The following is a 222-nucleotide window of genomic DNA, read 5'->3' as shown; positions in this document are numbered from 1 at the left end:
CGGGGTGAGCTCGCCGAAACCGTGACGCCAGCCGATCAGGCCGCGGGCGAACAAGGGCATCGCGCCGATCTGCGCCTCGGCTCTGAGGCCGAGCGTCGTGAAGCCCAGCGTCTGCTCGGAGGAGAGGACGCGCAGTGCCGCAATGCCACCGCGCTCCGTGCCGGCCTCGGTCGAGACCCGGATCAGCGCGAGCTGGGCGAAGGGCTCGAGCGCAAAGCCAGT

The sequence above is a fragment of the Allobosea sp. Root483D1 genome, assembly GCF_001429505.1.
Taxonomy (GTDB): domain Bacteria; phylum Pseudomonadota; class Alphaproteobacteria; order Rhizobiales; family Beijerinckiaceae; genus Allobosea.
The sequence above is the reverse complement of the archived record's forward strand: the minus strand, read 5'-3'. Positions refer to the sequence as shown.